Origin of the sequence: Streptomyces sp. NRRL S-340 (genome assembly GCF_000720185.1) — a bacterium.
Taxonomy (GTDB): Bacteria; Actinomycetota; Actinomycetes; order Streptomycetales; family Streptomycetaceae; genus Streptomyces.
Window position 1 is genome coordinate 1 of sequence record NZ_JOIY01000155.1, and the last position, 212, is coordinate 212.

The 212-nt window shown below is 69.3% G+C and carries 1 protein-coding gene; it reads right to left on the reverse strand.

The features are described from left to right. Nucleotides 1-212, reverse strand: a 212-nt coding sequence (locus tag IG64_RS39930; protein ID WP_158771774.1) for a flavodoxin-dependent (E)-4-hydroxy-3-methylbut-2-enyl-diphosphate synthase, incomplete at both ends; no start/stop codon positions are given.

Consider the following 212-nt stretch of genomic DNA (forward strand, 5'->3'; position numbering starts at 1 on the left):
TTGCCCGACGCCACACCCAGGTCGGCCTCACGCGCCTCACCGGGACCGTTGACCACACAGCCCATCACAGCGACCCGCAGCGGCACCTCCATGCCGGTCAGACCCGCCGTGACCTCCTCGGCCAGCTTGTACACGTCCACCTGGGCGCGTCCGCACGACGGACACGAGACGATCTCCAGACCCCGCTGACGCAGCCCCAGCGACTGGAGGAT